The following is an 18,077-nucleotide window of genomic DNA, read 5'->3' on the forward strand; positions in this document are numbered from 1 at the left end:
GGGAACCTACGGAATCGTAGGCTACGAATCCGTAGGTTACGTAGCCGTAGGTTAAGGGTGTCGTAAAGACCGCTGATCAGGTGTACCGCCGTACGGACGCCCCCGGTGCGGGCGGCCCCGGCGCCGCGGGCCCGCGAGCCGCGCGGGGAAGGGGCCGCCGGTCAGGCGTGCAGCTCCCGCAGACGCACCGACAGGCAGGTCACGCAGCCCTCGAGCTTCTCGAACTCGCCGATGTCCACCAGGACGGGCGCGTAGCCGAGGTCCGAGAACAGCTCCGCGGTCCTCGGCGCGCTCGCGGCCATCAGCAGCCTGTCCCCGCCGAGCAGCACCACGTGCGCCCCGGAGTCCTCCGGCACCGGCAGGAAGCGGGGGAACGGCGGCGGCGCGTCCGGGTGCGGGGCGCGCCCGACGACCGTCCCGTCCGGCAGCGCCGTGACCGCCGACTTCAGGTGCAGCGCCCCGGCGACCGGCACGGCGACCACCCGCGCGCCCAGCGGCTCGAGCACGGCCCGCACCTGCCGGACCCCGGCCGCGTCGGTCCGCCCGCCGCGGCCCACGTACACGGTGTCGCCGACCTTGAGCACGTCGCCGCCGTCCAGCGTGCCCGGCTCCCGGACCCGGTTCACCGAGCAGCCCAGGGACGCCACGGCCTCCTCGACGCCGGCGGTCTCGCCGCGCCGGGACTCGGCGCCGGGCCGGGCGATCAGCGCCACGTTCCGGTACATCACCACCGTGTCCTCGACGAACACGGAGTCCGGGCAGTCGTCGGCCGGCGCCACCTCGACCGTCTCCCAGCCGTGGGCGCGCAGCGCCCCCACGTACGCCTCCCACTGCTCCACCGCCCGGCCGACGTCCACCCGCTTCCGCTCGACGTGGGTCACCAGCCCTTCGCCCAGACGGGGACCGGGACGGCGGACCAGGGCCTTCTTGCTGGGCACGAGCGGGCCTCCCGGTCGGACGGGGCGTGTCGGCACGGCGCCGGGGACCTCGCCGCGGGCGGCGGGGCCTCCCCGGTCCTCGGCGGACCATCATGCCGGGCGGACCGGGACGGGGCCACCCCCCGGCGGCCGCGGGGCGCGCCACGGGCGACGGGGTCCGCCGGACCCCGCCCGCGGCGGGCCCCGGCGTCACCGTCCCCGTACCGCCCGCCGCAGGTGTTCCCCGGTGAAGGACCCCCGGGCCGCCAGCAGCTGCTCCGGCGTCCCCTCGAAGACCACCCGTCCGCCGTCCCGCCCGCCGTCCGGGCCGAGGTCGATCACCCAGTCGGCGCGGGCGATCACGTCCAGGTGGTGCTCGACCACGACGACGGTGTTGCCCGCGTCCACCAGCCGGTCCAGCAGGGCGACGAGGCCGTCCACGTCCGCCATGTGCAGCCCGGTGGTCGGCTCGTCCAGGACGTACACCACTCCCTCGCGGTGCAGCCGGGTGGCCAGCTTGATGCGCTGCCGTTCGCCGCCGGACAGCGTGGACAGCGGCTGCCCGAGGGTGAGGTACGTCAGGCCGACGTCCCGCAGGGCGCGCAGCCGGCGCCGCACGCCCGGGTCGTCGAAGAAGTCCAGCGCCTCGTCGGCCGTCATCTCCAGGGCGTCGGCTATGGAGCGGCCGCCGACCGTCAGCCGCAGCACCTCCTCCTTGAAGCGCCGGCCCTCGCAGGCGTGGCAGGTCGTGGTCACCGGGTCCATGAAGGCGAGGTCGGTGTGGACGACCCCCCGGCCCTCGCAGGCGGCGCAGGCGCCGGCCGAGTTGAAGCTGAACAGCCCCGGATCCCGGCCCGTCTCCCGCGCGAAGACCTTCCGCACCGTGTCCATGATCCCGAGGTACGTCGCCGGGGTGGACCGCGCGGAGATCCCGACGGCCGACTGGTCGACGACCACCGTGCCGGGGTGGGCGGCGGTGAACTCCGCGACCAGGGTGCTCTTGCCGGACCCGGCGACCCCGGTCACCGCGGTCAGCACCCCGGTCGGGAACCGCACGGTGACCTCGCGCAGGTTGTGCCGGTCGGCGCCCTTCACCCACAGCTCGCCGGCCGCCTCCCGCACGGCGTCCTTGACCGCCGTGCGCCGGCCCAGGCACCGCCCGGTCAGGGTGCCCGAGGCGGCCAGCTCGGCCGGCGTCCCCTCGAACACCACGCGTCCGCCCCCGGCGCCCGCGCCGGGGCCCATGTCGACGACGTGGTCGGCCAGCGCGATGACGTCGGGGTCGTGCTCGACGACCAGCACGGTGTTCCCCTTGTCCCGCAGCCGCAGCAGCAGTTCGCCGAGGCGGTGCACGTCGCGCGGGTGCAGCCCGACGCTGGGCTCGTCGAAGACGTACGTCATCCCGGTCAGGCTGGACCCCAGGTGCCGCACGGTCTTCAGCCGCTGTCCCTCGCCGCCGGAGAGGGTGGACGTCTCCCGGTCGAGACTGAGGTAGCCGAGGCCGATCGCCTCGATCCGCTCCAGCGCGGCGACGGCGGCCGAGGCGATCGGCCGGGCGAGGGGGTCGTCGATCTCCCGCAGCACGGCGATGAGGTCGGTGACCTGCATCCGGGCGCAGTCGGCGATGGACAGCCCGTGGACGCGCGTCGCCAGCGCCGCCTCGTTCAGCCGGGCGCCCCGGCAGGCCGGGCAGGTGCCCTCGGCCAGGAACTCCCGCACCGTGTCGCGGGTCTTCTGGCTCATCGCCGCCAGGTCCCGCTTCAGGTAGAGCCGTTCGAACCGGTCGGCGAGCCCCTCGTACTCGGTGGTCCAGGTGCCGCCCGTGCCGTTCACGGTGACCTTGCTGCCGGGACGCCCGCGCATCAGGAACTGCCGCTCGGACGCGGTGAACTCGCGCACCGGCTTGTGCGGATCGAGGTCGTCGCTGTTGGTGTACGCCTGTCCCTGCCAGGTCCCCGGGGCGAACGGCGGGAAGCGGACCGCCCCCTCGGCGAGGGAGCGGTCCGGATCGAGAATGCGGTCCCAGTCCGGCCGTACGGTCCGGCCCAGGCCGTCGCACCCGGGACACATGCCCGACGGGTCGTTGAACGAGTACGCCGTCGCCGGCCCGGCGCTCGGTGTGCCGTGCCGGGAGAACAGCACCCGGATCACCGCGTACACGTCCGTCATGGTGCCGACCGTCGACCGGGAGTGGCCGCCGACCGGCCGCTGGTCGACGACGATCGCGGGGGTGAGGTCCTCCAGGGCGTCCGCGTGCGGCCGCTCGTACTTGGGCAGCCGGTTGCGGACGAACGAGGTGTACGTCTCGTTCAGCTGCCGCTGCGACTCGACCGCGATCGTGTCGAAGACGACCGACGACTTCCCCGATCCCGAGACGCCGGTGAACACGGTCAGCCGGCCCTTCGGGATGCGGAGCGTGACGTCCTTGAGGTTGTTCTCCCTGGCCCCGGTGAGGGTGATGAACGCGCTGGGCTCGCTCGACTGGCTCATGCCGCCGACGCTAGAAGCGATACCCGACATCTCCTGTCGTGATTTCCTTCAGTTCCCCCTCCTCCATCAGCAGCCACCGCGTGATGCCGATCGACTCCAGGAACGGCAGGTCGTGACTGGCCACGACCAGCGCCCCCTCGTACGACTCCAGTGCCGTGGTGAGCTGCCGGACGCTCGCCATGTCGAGGTTGTTCGTCGGCTCGTCCAGCATCAGCAGCTGCGGCGCGGGCTCCGCCAGCATCAGCGCGGCCAGTGCGGCCCGGAAGCGCTCGCCGCCGGAGAGCGTCTGCGCCCTCTGGTCGGCGCGCGCGCCCCGGAACAGGAACCGGGCGAGCCGGGCCCGGACCCGGTTGTGGGTGGCGCCCGGGGCGAACCGGGCCACGTTCTCGGCGACCGTCAGCCCGCCGTCGAGGACGTCGAGCCGCTGCGGCAGGAACCGCAGCGGGACGTGCGCCGTCACCTCGCCCGACACCGGTTCGAGCTCCCCGGCGATCGTGCGCAGCAGCGTCGTCTTGCCGGCGCCGTTGCGCCCGATCAGCGCGACCCGCTCCGGCCCCCGCAGATCGAGGCCGCCGTCCACCCGGGCGCCGTGGGCGAGCCCGACGTCCCGGAGGGTGAGCACGGTGCGTCCGGGCGGCACGGCCGTGTACGGCAGGTCGACGCGGATCTCGTCGTCGTCCCGCACGGCCTCCACCGCCTCGTCGAGCCGTTCCCGGGCCTCGGAGAGCTTCTCCTCGTGCAGGGCGCGGTGCTTGCCGGCGGAGACCTGGGCCTGGCGCTTGCGCTCGCCCATGACGATCTTGGGCTCGCGCCTGGTGTCCCACATCTTCTGCCCGTACCGCTTGCGGCGGGCCAGCTTGACCTGGGCGTCGGCCAGTTCGCGCTTCTGCTTGCGCAGGTCCGCCTCGGCGACCCGCACCATGCGTTCGGCCGCCTCCTGCTCGACGGCCAGCGCCTCCTCGTAGGCGGAGAAGTTACCGCCGTACCAGACGACCTCCCCGGACCTCAGGTCCGCGATCTGGTCGACCAGTTCCAGCAGTTCGCGGTCGTGGCTGACCACGACCAGCACGCCCGGCCAGTTCGCGACGGCCGCGTACAGCCGCCCGCGGGCGTACAGGTCGAGGTTGTTGGTGGGTTCGTCGAGCAGCAGCACGTCCGGCCGGCGCAGCAGCAGCGCGGCCAGCCGCAGCAGCACCGACTCGCCGCCCGACAGCTCACCGACCGTGCGGTCCAGCCCGATGCGGCCGAGGCCGAGTTCGCCGAGCGTGGCCAGGGCGCGCTCCTCCACGTCCCAGTCGTCGCCGACGGTCTCGAAGTGCTCCTCGGCCGCGTCGCCCGCCTCGATGGCGTGCAGCGCGGCCCGCCGCGCGGCGATGCCGAGCGCCTCGTCGACCCGGAGCGCGGTGTCCAGCGTCACGTTCTGCGGCAGGTACCCCACCTCGCCGGTCACCCGGACGGCGCCGCCGGCCGGCGCGAGTTCGCCGGAGATCAGTTTCAGCAGGGTCGACTTCCCCGAGCCGTTGACGCCGACCAGCCCGGTGCGGCCGGGACCGAAGGAGACGTCGAGGCCCTCGAAGACGGAGGTGCCGTCGGGCCAGGTGAAGACGAGGGACGTACAGGTGATGGACGGGGACATGCGGGCCTCCGCGGTTGCTCGGAGCGGTCAGGGGCAGACGCGTGGGGAGACACCGCGAGAGGACGACCGGCAGCCGGGAGGAAGGTCTGGGCACGAGAGAAGCCCTGCTCCGCGAGGGGACGGCTGGAACGCCGAGGTCGCACGCGACGTGCACACCCCACAACACGGGTGTGACGCGGTGTCTCAGAACCTCAGACGAGCAACGTCCCTCTCCCATCGACGGCAACAGGACCGTCATGGACGCTACGAGAGGGCGGATCGGCTGTCAACGGCATTACCGGTCTCACCGATCGCGACCTCACCGACCCGAGGAGGCTCCGTGCGCCCCCTGCTCGACGGCTCGCTCTCGCTGCCGGCCCGGCTCCACCTGCTGGCCTGGAACACCGCGCGACGGGAGGTCGCCGAACCGGCCCGGCTGCCCCCTCTGGTGCGGGCCGGCGCCCTCGCCGACCTGGCCCGGCGCGGTCTGCTGATCGACGACGACGGCATCGCCACCCCGCTCGACCTGGACTCCCGCACCGGGGACGCGGTCCTCGACGGGCTCCTGGAGCTGGTCAGCGAGTCCTGCCCGCACCGCTGGCGCACCTGGGTGACGCTGCACGCCCGGTACACCCTCGACGCGGTCCGCGAGCAGCTGGTCTCCGACGGGTTCCTGCGCGCGGAGAAGCGACGGGTGCTCGGGGTGTTCCCGTCCGTGGGGTACGTCCTGGACGACGTCGTCCGCGTGGACGCCCTGCAGGACGAGGCGCGGCTGGTCCTCGACGGCCCCGTGCCGGCCGGGGACGTCCCCGAGGCGGACGCGGCCGTCGTCGCCCTGGCGGCCGCCGCCGGACTGCGCACCCTGCGGCCGGCCCGGGACCGCGCCCGCCGCGAGCGGCGCGTCGAGGAACTGACCGAACGGGGCGGGGCCGCGACGCCCGCCCTCGGCGGGATCGTGCGCGAACTGCGCGCGGCGGTGACCGCGGCGGTGCCCGCGTCCCCGCGCACGACGGGCGGATGAGCCTTCTCCGTAGGCCAGGAGGCCGGCGCCGGCGGCGCCGGGAGCCGGGGAGGGGAGCGCACCCCGGCACACGCCGCCGCCCGCCGCGCCGCCCCGGCGCCGGCGGGGCCCTCGTCCCCGGGACCGCCGACCCGGGATCGGCCGCGGAGCCCGACGCGCCGCCCGGCGGCGCGCGTCGGCCCGCGGTCCCGGTTCAGCAGGAGTCGCGCATCAGCTCCGCGAGGTCGTGGTCCAGGTCGAGCTGGAGGTGCTCCAGGCCGGCCGGCACCAGCTCGCTCGTGGCCTCGAGGAACCGGCGCACCTCGCCCGAGCGGACGTGCACGACGGCGGTGCCCTCGGGAGCGTGGAACTCCAGCACGGTGCGGTCGTAGCCGTACGGCCGCACCCGTACGTCGCCGTGGCCCTCGGGCCCCCGCAGCCCCGCGGTGAGCAGCTCGCGGGAGAAGGTCCAGCAGACCTCCACGCCCTCCAGGGTGGCGGGCGCGGGGAAGGTCATCCGGACGGCGAACGGGTCGTTCCGGTCGTAGTGCAGGGTGGCGGGAATGCTCGGCATCCGCGGCGCGGCGGCGACGAGACGGGCCTCGACGGGCTGCTCGATGACGGTGGACAACGCCTGCTCCCTCGTGACGTCTGGACGGGCTTGCGGGGCGGATCGGGTCGGCTACTGGAGGAGACGACGGAATCGGCCACTCCGTGCACACGATGAGCGAGTGACCTCTGTCACCGCCTTCATGCGTCCGGACGGCGAGGCCCTCCCGCGTGGCCCCCGCGGCGCGTGCGGCGCCCGCCGGACGGGGCCGGGGGAGGGGGCGCCCGGCGGAGCACGCGCGAACGGGTGGGCTCCGTCCGCCGCCGACGGGGTACCCGTCCGCCGAACACGAGAGGAAGGGAGCGGACATGCCACGCGGTTCCAGCCCCAAACGGGAACGCCAGTACGAGCACATCAAGGAGAGCGCGCAGGACCGGGGCGAGAGCAAGGGGCGCGCCGAGGAGATCGCCGCGCGGACGGTGAACAAGGAGCGCGCCCGGTCCGGCGAGTCGAAGACGGCCAGCCGCACGTCGACGCAGGACATGTCGTCCGGCAAGCGGGGCGGTCAGCGGTCGGGCAAGGGCTCCCAGGGCCCGACGCGCGACCAGCTGTACGAAGAGGCCAGGAAGCGCGGCATCGAAGGCCGTTCGCACATGAACAAGGGCCAGCTCCAGCGGGCGCTCGGCAAGTGAGCCGCCCCCGCGCGGAGGGAGCGGGTCCCGGGGCCGCCCTCCGCGCGGGCCCGCCCGCCCCGTAGGCTCGGGGCACCATGACGACCGTACGCGTACCGGACGGCTGGCCCGTCACCGAGGAGGAGGCCCGCGCGGTCCAGGACGCGCTCCGCGCGCGGGTGGTGCTCGACGAACCCGGCCCGCCGCCCGGGACGGGCCGGGTCACCGGCGTCGACGTGGCGTACGACGACGAACGGGACCTCGTCGCGGCGGCGGCCGTCGTCCTGGACGCGGCGAGCCTCGACGTCGTCGCCGAGGCCACGGCCGTCGGCCGGATCTCCTTCCCGTACGTGCCCGGACTGCTCGCCTTCCGCGAACTCCCCACCGTCCTCGCCGCCCTCGACGCCCTGCCCTGCCCGCCGGGCCTGGTCGTCTGCGACGGCTACGGCCGCGCGCACCCCCGCCGCTTCGGCCTCGCCAGCCACCTCGGCGTCCTCACCGGCCTGCCGGCGATCGGCGTGGCCAAGAACCCCTTCGTCTTCGCCCACGACGACCCGGACGCCCCGCGCGGCAGCACGGCACCGCTGCTCGACGGCCGCGAGGAGGTCGGCCGCGCCCTGCGCACGAGGGACGCCGTCAAGCCGGTCTTCGTCTCGGCCGGCCACCGGGTGAGCCTCGACAACGCCTGCGCCCACACCCTCGCGCTGGCCCCCGCCCACCGCCTCCCGGAGACCACCCGCAGGGCGGACGCCCTGTGCCGCAGGGCGCTCCGCGAGGCGTCCGGGACCTGACCCCGGCCCCGGACGCCCCGCGGCGCCCGCCGGGGCGCCGGGGCCTCTCGTTCGGCCCGGGCCGGGCTCGCGGGGCCCGGGCCGGGCCCGACGAAAGGCCCTAGGAGACCGCCTCCTGCGCCCCGGCCGCCGTCTCGATCCTCCAGTGCCCCACCTCGCGGTACTCCGAGTCGTAGATCACCGATCCGTCGCCGGGCTCCAGCGGGTGGTGGCGCACGTTCCCGCCCCAGTACCGCAGGATCCGGCCCAGCTCCCCGGCGGGGTCCTTCGCCAACGCGTCGCCGTCCATGGTGACTTCGAGAAGAAATCGCATGCCTTCAAGGATTTCATTGAACTCCTTGTTGGCACTTCGGGAGCGGGTTCCGCGGGCCGGCGCCGGGGTGCCGGGCCGGAGCGGTCCCCGGGTCCCAAGTCAGGGGGATGCCGGGTCCCGGGGCCGGGCCGTACGCCGCGCCGGGGGCACTCATGTGCGAACTGAGTACGTGTACGGATGCCCGGCCCCCGCGCCCGTCGGCAGGCTGGGCGCATGACGACGCACCGTGCACCCGGTCCCGCGGCACCCTCCGTCCGGCCCGCCGGGCGGGCCGTGACGATCGGCCTGGCCCTCGCCGTACCGGCCGGGATCGGCTGGATCGCCGGAATGGTCTACACCGTCCTCACCTGGCCGCTGTGAGGCGGTCCCGGCCGGGACCGCCCGTCAGCGGATCGCGGCGACGCGGAAGCGGATCCCCGCGCCCCGCAGCCGTTCGATCAGCGCGTCGCCCATCGCCACCGCCGTCGTGACCTGTCCGGACGTGTGCGGGAGGTCGTCGAGGGCCAGGCTGAGCGCCCCCTCGGCGAGCATCTTCGCCGTCTCGTCGTAGCCGGGGTCGCCGCCCGAGACCTCCGTGTACACCCGCCGTCCGCCGCCCTCGCCCACGAAGCGGACGGTGAACCAGCTCCGGGCGCGCTTGCGGGGACTCGGCCCGTCGCCGGGCCTGAGCCGGCCGGAGAGCAGGCGCCGCGCGGGAGGCAGCTGGGCCGCCGCCACCAGCGCGCCCACGGCCGCGACCCCGCCGACCGCCACGGGAAGGCGGCGGACGGCCGCGTAGTGCCGGTAGCGGAAGTCGGGTCCGTACCGGTCGAGCGTCCTCGCCGACCGGCGCACGATCTGCGCGTCGACGGTCGGCAGCGGCAGGGCCCAGGCGCCCACCTCCGGGGCGTAGCGCGGCGCGCCCGGGGGCACCGAGACCCGGCGGCCCACCAGCCGCGGTTCGTGGCGCCGGCGGTCCCGGGCCGCCGCGCGGAGCTGCCGGGGCCGGGAGAGCTGGCCCAGCGCCGAGGCGAACGTCCCGCCCGAGAAGGCCGCGTCGGCGGTCACGAAGCCGTCCACGGTCAGCGGCACGCCCTCGGGCAGCCGCCGCACGGTGAAGTAGGCGCCCAGGTCGTGCGGCACCGAGTCGAAGCCGCAGGCGTGCACCAGCCGCGCGCCGGTCTCCCGCGCGCGTGCGTCGTGGCGGACGTACACCAGGTCCACGAACTCGGGTTCACCCGTGAGGTCGACGTAGTCCGTGCCAGCGTCGGCGCAGGCGGCGACGAGTTCCTCGCCGTACTCCACGTAGGGGCCCACCGTCGTGGCCACCACGCGCGCCTGCCCGGCGAGCTCGCGCAGCGAGGCCGGGTCGGACGCGTCCGCCCGCAGCCGGCCGACCCCCGCGCCCCCGGGCAGCCGCTCGCACAGCCGCTCCAGCCTCCGCGCGCTGCGGCCCGCGACCGCCCAGCGCAGCCCGGCGGGCGCGTGGGCGGCGAGGTACTGCGCGGTGAGTTCCCCGACGAAGCCGGTGGCTCCGAAGAGCACGATGTCGTACGGACGGTCCGTCCTGTTCAGCCTGCTCATGACACCCCTTGGTCGTGCAGCCGCGCCGCTGTCGCCCGCCGAGGCTAGCGTGAGGGGTGCGGGGCGCGACGGCGAGCCCGGGGCAAGCGGACGGCCGTGGCCGGGAACGCCCCGAAGAAGTCGGAAAAAGCGTGCGGGGACGCCCCCGGCCCGCCCGGGTCCGCCGGACGCCTCCCGCCCGCGCGTAGAGTTTCCAAGCGCTTGCTCGCCCGGTCTTGTGCCGGGTGGAACGCGTTCCTAGCATCACTGGTGTGACATCGGTCGTGTCACGGTCGGACGGGGAGCTGCGGATGACGGAGGCCAGGACGGCGGGGCACGGTCCGCTCACCGGCGTGCGCGTGGTCGAGCTGGCCGGCATCGGTCCCGGACCGTTCGCCGCCATGCTCCTCGCCGACCTGGGCGCCGACGTCGTCCGCGTGGACCGCCCGGGCGGCCCGGGCCTCGGCATCGACCCGGCGCACGACGTCACCCACCGCAACAAGCGCTCCGTGGTCGTCGACCTGAAGGCACCCGACGGCGCCGCACGCGTCCTCGACCTGGCCGAACGCGCCGACGTCCTCGTCGAGGGCTACCGTCCCGGTGTCGCCGAGCGCCTCGGCGTCGGCCCCGCGGACTGCCGCGCCCGCAACCCCCGCCTGGTCTACGGCCGGATGACCGGCTGGGGCCAGCAGGGCCCCCTCGCCGACCGCGCGGGGCACGACATCGCCTACCTCGCCCCCACCGGCGTCCTCGGCATGATCGGCGACCCGGACCGGCCCCCGGCCGTCCCGGCCAACCTCCTCGGCGACTACGCGGGCGGTTCCCTCTACCTCGTCGTCGGCGTCCTCGCCGCCCTGCACCACGCGCGCGCCACCGGCACCGGGCAGGTCGTCGACGCCGCCATCGTGGACGGCGCCGCCCACCTCTCCGCGATGATCCACGGCATGCTCGCCGCCGGCGCCTGGCAGGACCGGCGCGGCACCAACCTCCTCGACGGCGGCTGCCCCTACTACGGCACCTACGAGACGGCCGACGGCCGCCACATGGCGGTGGGCGCGCTGGAGCCGCGGTTCTACGCCGAGTTCCTGCGCCTGCTCGGCCTGGAGGACCAGGCCGCCGCCCACGCGGACGTCACCCGCTGGCCGGAGCTGCGCGAGCGGGTCGCCGCCCGCTTCAAGTCCCGCACCCGCGCCGAGTGGACGGCCGTCTTCGAGGGCTCCGACGCCTGCGTGGCACCCGTGCTGTCCCTGCGCGAGGCCCCGCACCACCCGCACCTGGCCGCCCGCGGGACCTTCACCGACCACGGCGGCATCACCCAGCCCGCACCGGCCCCGCGGTTCTCCGCGACCCCCGCCACCGTCCGCACCGGGCCCGCCCGGCCGGGCGCCGACACCGACGACGTGGCCCGCGACTGGGACGTGCCCCGGCTGCTGTCCTCGCCCCCGAAGCCCTCGAACCCCCAGTGAAAGGCCTCCCCGTGAGCACCGAAGCGTACGTGTACGACGCGATCCGCACCCCGCGCGGGCGCGGCAAGGCGACCGGCGCCCTGCACGGCACCAAGCCCATCGACCTGGTCGTCGGCCTCATCCACGAGATCCGCGGCCGCTTCCCGGACCTCGACCCGGCCGCCGTCGACGACGTCGTCCTCGGTGTCGTCTCGCCCGTCGGCGACCAGGGCTCCGACATCGCCCGCATCGCGGCCCTCGCCGCCGGACTGCCCGACACGGTGGCCGGCGTGCAGGAGAACCGCTTCTGCGCCTCCGGTCTGGAGGCCGTCAACCTGGCCGCCGCCAAGGTGCGTTCGGGCTGGGAGGACCTGATCCTGGCGGGCGGCGTCGAGTCGATGTCCCGGGTGAAGATGGCCTCCGACGGCGGCGCCTGGTTCAACGACCCGATGACCAACCTCGACGTCAACTTCGTGCCGCAGGGCATCGGCGCCGACCTGATCGCCACCCTCGAGGGGTTCTCCCGCCGCGACGTCGACGAGTACGCGGCGCTGTCGCAGGAGCGCGCGGCCGCCGCCTGGAAGGAGAACCGCTTCGAGCGGTCCGTCGTCCCGGTGAAGGACCGCAGCGGCCTGGTCGTCCTCGACCGCGACGAGCACCTGCGCCCCGGCACCACCGCCGACTCCCTCGCGGGCCTCAGGCCGTCCTTCGCGGACATCGGCGAGCTGGGCGGCTTCGACGCGGTGGCGCTGCAGCAGTACCACTGGGTCGAGCGGATCGACCACGTCCACCACGCGGGCAACTCCTCCGGCATCGTGGACGGCGCCGCCCTGGTCGCCGTCGGCTCCCGGGAGGTCGGCGAGCGCTACGGGCTCACCCCGCGCGCGCGGATCGTCTCCGCCGCCGTGTCCGGCTCCGAGCCCACCATCATGCTCACCGGCCCCGCCCCGGCCACCCGCAAGGCGCTCGCCAAGGCCGGGCTGACCATCGACGACATCGACCTGGTCGAGATCAACGAGGCGTTCGCGGCGGTCGTGCTGCGCTTCGTGAAGGACATGGGGCTGTCGCTGGACAAGGTCAACGTCAACGGCGGCGCCATCGCGCTCGGCCACCCGCTGGGCGCCACCGGCGCGATGATCCTCGGCACGCTCGTCGACGAACTGGAGCGCCAGGACAAGCGCTACGGCCTCGCCACGCTGTGCGTGGGCGGCGGCATGGGCATCGCCACCATCGTCGAACGCCTCTGAATCCCGGCGGCCCGATCCCCGCGCCCCGCACGCGACCCCTTACGGAGACCCCCTCATGACCGAGAGCACCACCATCCGCTGGGAGCAGGACGACACCGGCGTCGTCACCCTCGTCCTGGACGACCCGAACCAGTCCGCGAACACCATGAACCAGGCGTTCCGCGACTCCTTCGCCGCGATCACCGACCGCCTGGAGGCCGAGAAGGACTCGATCCGCGGCGTCATCCTCACCTCCGCCAAGAAGACCTTCTTCGCCGGCGGCGACCTGCGCGACCTGATCCGGGTCACCCCCGAGACGGCACAGGAGCTGTTCGACGGCGGCATGGCGATCAAGCGCCGGCTGCGCCGCCTCGAGACCCTCGGCAAGCCGGTCGTCGCGGCGATCAACGGCGCGGCCCTCGGCGGCGGCTACGAACTCGCCCTGGCCTGCCACCACCGGATCGCCCTGGACGCCCCCGGCTCCAGGATCGGCCTGCCCGAGGTCACCCTCGGCCTGCTCCCCGGTGGCGGCGGCGTCGTGCGCACCGTCCGGCTGCTCGGCATCGCCGACGCCCTGCTGAAGGTCCTCCTCCAGGGCACCCGGTACACCCCGCGGCGCGCCCTGGACAACGGCCTCGTCGACGAGGTGGCCGACAGCCCGGAGGACCTGCTCGCCAGGGCCCGCGCCTTCATCGACGCGCACCCCGAGTCCGCCCAGCCCTGGGACCGGCCCGGCTACCGGATCCCCGGCGGCACCCCGTCGGACCCGAAGTTCGCGGCCGACCTGCCCGCCTTCCCCGCCACCCTGCGCAAGCAGACGGGCGGCGCGCCCTACCCGGCCCCGCGGAACATCCTCGCGGCCGCCGTCGAGGGCGCCCAGGTCGACTTCGAGACCGCCCAGGCCGTCGAGGCCCGCTACTTCGTCGAGCTGGCCGCCGGACAGACGTCGAAGAACATGATCCAGGCGTTCTTCTTCGACCTCCAGGCCGTCAACTCCGGCGCCAACCGCCCGAAGGGCGTCGAGCCGCGCCGGGTCCGCAGGGTCGCCGTCCTCGGCGCCGGGATGATGGGCGCCGGCATCGCCTACTCCTGCGCCCGCGCCGGGATCGAGGTCGTCCTCAAGGACGTCTCCCTGGAGGCGGCCGTCAGGGGCAAGGGCCACTCCGAGAAGCTGTGCGCCAAGGCCGTCGCCAAGGGCCGCACCACCCGGGAGAAGGCCGACGCGCTGCTCGCGCGGATCACGCCGACCGCCGAGGCCGCGGACCTGGCGGGCTGCGACGCGGTCATCGAGGCCGTGTTCGAGGACACCGCGCTCAAGCACAAGGTGTTCCAGGAGGTCCAGGACGTCGTCGCCCCCGACGCGCTGCTGTGCTCCAACACCTCGACCCTGCCCATCACCGCCCTCGCCGAGGGCGTCGAGCGGCAGGACGACTTCATCGGACTGCACTTCTTCTCGCCGGTCGACAGGATGCCGCTGGTCGAGATCATCAAGGGCGGGCGCACCGGGGACGAGGCGCTGGCCCGCGCCTTCGACCTGGTCCGGCAGATCGACAAGACCCCGATCGTCGTCAACGACTCGCGCGGCTTCTTCACCTCGCGCGTCATCGGCCACTTCATCAACGAGGGCGTCGCCATGGTCGGCGAGGGCATCGAGCCCGCGTCGGTGGAGCAGGCCGCCGCCCAGGCCGGCTACCCGGCCAAGGTGCTGGCCCTGGTGGACGAGCTGACGCTGACCCTGCCGCGCAGGATCCGGGGCGAGGCGAAGCGGACGGTGGAGGAGGCGGGCGGCACCTGGGACGCGCACCCCGCCGAGGCCGTGATCGACCGCATGGTCGACGAGTTCGGCCGCCCCGGCCGCAGCGGCGGCGCCGGCTTCTACGAGTACGGCGAGGACGGCGGCCGCGGCGCCCTGTGGCCGGGACTGCGCGAGCACTTCACCCGGCCCGGGCACACGATCCCGTTCCGCGACATGCAGGAGCGCATGCTCTTCTCCGAGGCGCTGGACGCCGTCCGGCTGCTGGAGGAGGGCGTGCTCACCTCCGTCGCCGACGCCAACATCGGCTCGATCCTCGGCATCGGCTTCCCCGGCTGGACCGGCGGCGTCCTGCAGTACGTCAACGGCTACGACGGCGGCCCCGGGGGAGGGACCGGCCTGCCCGGATTCGTGGCCCGCGCGCGGGAGCTCGCCGACCGCTACGGCGAGCGCTTCACCCCGCCGGCCCTGCTGGTGGAGAAGGCGGAGAAGGGCGAGGTCTTCACGGACGCGCGCTGACGGCGCGCCGGCCCCGTCATTCCCGGGACTCGTCGTCCATCCACTCCCGCAGTTCCTCCCTCAGCGACCGCTGGAACGTCGTGAGCAGCGCCTGCACCACGAGCGGCTGCATGTGGGCGGAGAGCGACCGCACGTCCCGCGCGTCGCGCTCCGCGACCGCGTCGCGCAGCAGCCGCGACAGCTCGCGGGCCGCCGCGCGGGAGTGCTCGGTGAGCGTGGTCCGGGCCGCGAGCAGGGTCTCCTGCGACAGCGGCACGTCCAGCAGCTCGACACCGAGCCGCAGCAGCCCGGCGTCGACCCGGAAGGCCCCGCCGTCCCGCTCGACGACGTCCACCGCCGCCAGCCGCCCCAGCTCCTCCTCGGTCAGCGCCCGTCCCGCCAGCCGCTCCAGCTCCTCCCGGGAGACGGTCCTCGCCGTTTCCGGAGCCCAGGAGGCCACCACCGCCCGCTGGACCGCCAGCTCCCGCGCGGTCAGGTCCGGCGGCAGCCGCTCCAGGTACCGTTCGATGGCCGCCAGCGTCACGCCCTGGTGCCGCAGCTCCTCGATGAGCGCCAGCCGGGCCAGGTGCTCCCGCCCGTAGTGACCGACCCGCCGCGGACCGAGCACCGGGGGCGGCAGCAGGCCCCTGGTGCCGTAGAAGCGGATCGTGCGCACCGTGACGCCGGCCCGGGCCGCCAGTTCGTCGATGGTGAGGGTGGGCCGCTCGCCCTCCCGCCGCCCGCGCGGCGCCTCGGTCTCCGTCGTCATGCGCAGCAGTATCGCTGTACCACCGGTGCTGTGACACCCGGGGCGCCGCCGGGGGCCGTGCGCATGTTCCGCGGCGGACCCGGGGACCGCCGGCGTCCGCCTCCCCGGCGGCGCCGTGTCACCGAACGGCCGGTGGGGCGGGAGGCACCGGTGGCGGTCCACGGCCACGGCGACCGGGCGGACGCCGCACCCGGCGCCCCATCACCTCACGACCCGTCAGATGCGCTCTTCTGCACACGAGTTGACCGGTGTACCGTCCGCGCATGCCGAAACGCACGCGCCTCACGACCTGGAGAACGCTCGCGACGGCGGCCACCGCCGCCCTGACGGCCGCGCTGCTCGCCCCGACCGCGGCACGGGCCGCGCCGCGCGAGAGCCTGCCCGTCCACTCCTACGCCGACGCCGTCCGCGAGGCCGTCTGGGTGGACACCGGACTCGACGAGGACCGCGACGGGAGGACCGACCGGGTCGCCGTCGACATCGTCCGCCCCCGCGAACCCGCGCAGCAGGGCCGCAAGGTCCCCGTCATCATGGACGCCAGCCCGTACTACTCCTGCTGCGGGCGCGGCAACGACAGCCAGCGCAAGACCTACGACGCGGACGGCGACATCGTGGGCATGCCGCTGTTCTACGACAACTACTTCGTGCCGCGCGGCTACGCCGTCGTCGGCGTCGACCTGGCCGGAACCAACCGGTCCGACGGCTGCGTGGACGTGGGCGGCCGCTCCGACATCCGGTCCGCGAAGGCCGTCGTCGACTGGCTGAACGGCCGGGGCCGGGCCTACACCACCCGCACCGGAACCGAGCGCGCCAGGGCCGACTGGACCAACGGCCGCACCGGGATGATCGGCAAGAGCTGGGACGGCACCATCGCCAACGGGGTCGCCGCGACCGGTGTCGAGGGCCTGGAGACCATCGTCCCGATCGCCGCCATCTCCTCCTGGTACGACTACTACTTCGCCCAGGGCGCCCCGCTCTACGACTCGGGCCCCGACTGGCTGTCGCACTACGTCGAGAGCCCCGACGCCCGGTCCCGGTGCGCCGCCGTCCAGCGCGAACTCGTCGACGGCGCCCCGCGCAGCGGCGACCGGACGCCGCTGTGGACCGAACGCGACTACGTGCGCGCCGCGAAGAAGGTGCGGGCCAGCGTCTTCCTCGTGCACGGCGCGCAGGACCTCAACGTGCGGATGCAGCACGTCGGCCCCTGGTGGGACGCGCTCGCGAAGAACGGGGTGAAGCGCAAGATCTGGCTCTCCCAGACCGGTCACGTCGACCCCTTCGACTTCCGCCGCGCCGAGTGGGTCCGCACCCTGCACCGCTGGTTCGACCACGAACTCCTCGGCCACGACAACGGCATCGACCGGGAGCCGATGGCCGACATCGAGCGCCGCCCCGACCAGTGGGTGACCTCCGCCGCCTGGCCGCCGCGCGGCACGCGCACCGCGACCCTGCGCCCCGCCCGGGGCGCCGAACCGGGCGTCGGCACCCTGGGCCTGCGCAAGGGCAGGGGCACCGAGACCTTCACCGACGACCCGCGGCTCGGCGAGACCGACTGGGCCGCGCGCGTCGACACGCCGACCCCGGAGAAGGCCGGGTTCGTCACCGTCCCGCTCACCCGGGACCTGCGGCTGTCCGGCTCCTCCCGGGTCACCGTCACCGCCACCCCCACCACCCCGACGGCCCACCTGTCCGCCGTCCTCGTGGACCTCGGCCCCGGCACCGTCCGCGACTACGCCGACGCCGGGGAGGGCATCACCACCCTCACCGAGCGCTCCTGCTGGGGCGCGAGCACGACGGGCGACAGCTCCTGCTTCAGGGAGACCCGCGCGAAGACCGTCGACGTCGGCCACACGATCGTCAGCCGCGGCTGGGCCGACCTCGGCCACCGCGCCGGCACCGGCAAGGGCGCCCCGCTCACCCCGGGCAAGCGGTACACGGTCACCCTCGACCTCGCGGCCACCGACCACGTCGTGCCCGCGGGGCACCGCCTGGCGCTGATCGTCGCGGGCACCGACCGGGGCCTGATCGACCCTCCGGCGGACACCCCCGCCCTCACCCTCGACCTGGCCCGCACCACCGCGCACGTCCCGTTCACCGGCGGAGCGGCCGCGTTCGCCCGTGCCACCGCGGGCCCGCCCGCCGGGGCCCGGGACACGGCCCCGAACGGCGTGGGCCGGCCGGACGCCACCCCCCGCCGCGTCCCCGGGGAGGCCCGGTGAAGCGCGCCCCGCGCGTCGCCGTCACGCCCGCCGTGGCCCTCGCCGCCTCCCTCGCCGCAGCCCCGGCCCGGGCCGGCGAGGGCCCCCGCTCCGCACCGGATGCGAGACGGGCGACGGGGCCCGCCGGGCCACCCCGCCCGAGGAGCGGCGGTCCCTCGCGGCCACCGACGCGGCACGCGCGGCCGGCCGCGCCGACACCGGCCCCGTGCACCTGGGCGGGGCCGGCAACGACCCGCCCGGCCCCGCCGGGACGCTCACCGGTCCGCCGTGCGGCCACC

15 protein-coding genes and 1 pseudogene are annotated in these 18,077 nt (G+C 75.0%); 8 read left to right on the forward strand and 8 right to left on the reverse strand.

Going from position 1 to position 18,077, the window contains the following annotated elements; genetic code table 11:
• Positions 1-161 precede the first annotated feature (161 nt).
• The 4 genes and pseudogenes from ddaH to ACZ56B_RS21370 all read right to left on the reverse strand — a co-directional run.
• Positions 162-938, reverse strand: coding sequence for a dimethylargininase (ddaH, locus tag ACZ56B_RS21355; protein WP_468792693.1), 777 nt, complete (start codon positions 936-938; stop codon positions 162-164).
• A 189-nt stretch (positions 939-1,127) separates the two neighbouring features.
• Positions 1,128-3,407 (reverse strand): ATP-binding cassette domain-containing protein, encoded by a 2,280-nt coding sequence (locus ACZ56B_RS21360; protein ID WP_468792695.1) that lies wholly within the window; start codon positions 3,405-3,407, stop codon positions 1,128-1,130.
• Between the two features lie 10 nt (positions 3,408-3,417).
• Complete coding sequence (locus ACZ56B_RS21365; protein WP_468792823.1) at positions 3,418-4,329, reverse strand: ATP-binding cassette domain-containing protein; 912 nt, start codon at positions 4,327-4,329, stop codon at positions 3,418-3,420.
• Between the two features lie 216 nt (positions 4,330-4,545).
• A pseudogene (locus ACZ56B_RS21370) lies at positions 4,546-4,956 on the reverse strand (ATP-binding cassette domain-containing protein); the annotation flags it as partial.
• Positions 4,957-5,362: 406 nt separating this feature from the next.
• Between ACZ56B_RS21370 and ACZ56B_RS21375 the strand changes: the two are divergent.
• Positions 5,363-6,043 carry a GOLPH3/VPS74 family protein gene (locus ACZ56B_RS21375; RefSeq protein ID WP_468792698.1) on the forward strand — a complete coding sequence of 227 codons (681 nt, stop codon included), beginning with the start codon at positions 5,363-5,365 and terminating at the stop codon, positions 6,041-6,043.
• Positions 6,044-6,236: 193 nt separating this feature from the next.
• Here ACZ56B_RS21375 and ssgD read toward each other — a convergent pair whose 3' ends face one another.
• Entirely contained in the window at positions 6,237-6,653 is a 417-nt protein-coding gene (gene ssgD, locus ACZ56B_RS21380) for a spore wall synthesis regulator SsgD (protein ID WP_468792701.1), read from the reverse strand.
• Between the two features lie 287 nt (positions 6,654-6,940).
• Between ssgD and ACZ56B_RS21385 the strand changes: the two genes are divergently transcribed.
• On the forward strand, positions 6,941-7,264 hold the full coding sequence (locus tag ACZ56B_RS21385) for a plasmid stabilization protein (protein WP_468792703.1): 324 nt from the start codon (positions 6,941-6,943) through the stop codon (positions 7,262-7,264).
• Positions 7,265-7,341: 77 nt separating this feature from the next.
• Positions 7,342-8,034, forward strand: a complete 693-nt coding sequence (locus ACZ56B_RS21390) for an endonuclease V (RefSeq protein WP_468792706.1) — start codon at positions 7,342-7,344, stop codon at positions 8,032-8,034.
• A gap of 100 nt (positions 8,035-8,134) precedes the next feature.
• On the opposite strand, the gene ACZ56B_RS21395 is transcribed toward ACZ56B_RS21390, so the two are convergent.
• Positions 8,135-8,347 (reverse strand): hypothetical protein, encoded by a 213-nt coding sequence (locus tag ACZ56B_RS21395; protein ID WP_468792708.1) that lies wholly within the window; start codon positions 8,345-8,347, stop codon positions 8,135-8,137.
• Positions 8,348-8,560: 213 nt separating this feature from the next.
• Between ACZ56B_RS21395 and mmpA the strand changes: the two genes are divergently transcribed.
• A complete protein-coding gene (gene mmpA / locus ACZ56B_RS21400; RefSeq protein WP_468792711.1) occupies positions 8,561-8,707 on the forward strand; it encodes a morphogenic membrane protein MmpA in 147 nt (48 codons plus the stop codon).
• A gap of 24 nt (positions 8,708-8,731) precedes the next feature.
• Here the strand turns inward: mmpA and ACZ56B_RS21405 are convergent, their stop codons facing one another.
• Positions 8,732-9,910, reverse strand: a complete 1,179-nt coding sequence (locus ACZ56B_RS21405; RefSeq protein ID WP_468792714.1) for a saccharopine dehydrogenase family protein — start codon at positions 9,908-9,910, stop codon at positions 8,732-8,734.
• Positions 9,911-10,200: 290 nt separating this feature from the next.
• Here ACZ56B_RS21405 and ACZ56B_RS21410 point away from each other — a divergent pair, with 290 nt between their 5' ends.
• From ACZ56B_RS21410 to ACZ56B_RS21420, 3 genes are read left to right on the forward strand one after another with little or no spacing between them, the layout of a single operon-like run.
• On the forward strand, positions 10,201-11,355 hold the full coding sequence (locus ACZ56B_RS21410; RefSeq protein WP_468792828.1) for a CaiB/BaiF CoA transferase family protein: 1,155 nt from the start codon (positions 10,201-10,203) through the stop codon (positions 11,353-11,355).
• 11 nt (positions 11,356-11,366) lie between these two features.
• On the forward strand, positions 11,367-12,581 hold the full coding sequence (locus ACZ56B_RS21415) for an acetyl-CoA C-acetyltransferase (RefSeq protein ID WP_468792718.1): 1,215 nt from the start codon (positions 11,367-11,369) through the stop codon (positions 12,579-12,581).
• 55 nt (positions 12,582-12,636) lie between these two features.
• Complete coding sequence (locus ACZ56B_RS21420; protein ID WP_468792722.1) at positions 12,637-14,832, forward strand: 3-hydroxyacyl-CoA dehydrogenase NAD-binding domain-containing protein; 2,196 nt, start codon at positions 12,637-12,639, stop codon at positions 14,830-14,832.
• Between the two features lie 16 nt (positions 14,833-14,848).
• Here the strand turns inward: ACZ56B_RS21420 and ACZ56B_RS21425 are convergent, their stop codons facing one another.
• A complete protein-coding gene (locus ACZ56B_RS21425) occupies positions 14,849-15,580 on the reverse strand; it encodes a MerR family transcriptional regulator (protein WP_468792726.1) in 732 nt (243 codons plus the stop codon).
• A 263-nt stretch (positions 15,581-15,843) separates the two neighbouring features.
• Between ACZ56B_RS21425 and ACZ56B_RS21430 the strand changes: the two genes are divergently transcribed.
• Positions 15,844-17,799, forward strand: coding sequence for a Xaa-Pro dipeptidyl-peptidase (locus tag ACZ56B_RS21430; protein WP_468792731.1), 1,956 nt, complete (start codon positions 15,844-15,846; stop codon positions 17,797-17,799).
• Positions 17,800-18,077 lie beyond the last annotated feature (278 nt).

Source organism: Streptomyces sp. NPDC034670 (genome assembly GCF_055574875.1).